Annotated in this window: 1 protein-coding gene; it reads right to left on the reverse strand. The window is 72.1% G+C overall.

What is annotated here, in order from left to right; genetic code table 11:
- Positions 1 to 106: 106 nt before the first annotated feature.
- On the reverse strand, positions 107 to 605 hold a 499-nt coding region (locus tag AruCF_RS13960), incomplete at its 5' end, for a c-type cytochrome (protein ID WP_157130070.1).

Below are 605 nucleotides of genomic sequence, written 5' to 3' on the forward strand. Positions count from 1 at the left end.
CGCTCCGCCGCTGTGCGGGTCGCTGCCCCCCAAGGGGGCGTTTTGCCTTGGGGCGGCCCGGCGGCAAAAAACCGCCCGGCCAATACGTTGGCCGGGCGGGCGGCGTTCAGCGCGGGCCGGCGTAGTACTGGCCCAGGGCTTCGACCTCGCTGTCGGTCAGGCGCTGCGCGAAGGCGCGCATCACGCCCACGTCGTCGTTCTGGCGCGAACCATTCCGGAAGGCGTTGATCTGGTCGGCGAAGTACTCCTTGGACTGGCCCGCCAGGCGCGGCAGCAGCGGCCCTTCACCCAGGCCGCGCAGGCCGTGGCAGTTGGCGCAGGCGGGCAGGGCGCGGGCGCCATCGCCGATCTGGTCGAGCTTGCGGGCGGCCTCGCCGCCGGTCTCGCCCACGTGCAGCGGCGGGCCGGCCAGGGAGCCGTAGTAGGCGGCCAATTGGCCGATTTCCTGCTCGCTCAGGCCTTGGGCGACGGTGTTCATCAGTGCCTGCTTGCGCGTGCCCTGGCGGAAATCGGCCAGTTGCTTGGCGATGTACTCCGGCGTCAGCCCCGCCAGGTTGGGGAAGATGCCGCCGGTGGGCGTGATGCCCGCCTGCCCGTGACAGGCG

Origin of the sequence: Achromobacter ruhlandii (assembly GCF_002082135.1) — a bacterium.
GTDB lineage: Bacteria > Pseudomonadota > Gammaproteobacteria > Burkholderiales > Burkholderiaceae_B > Achromobacter > Achromobacter ruhlandii.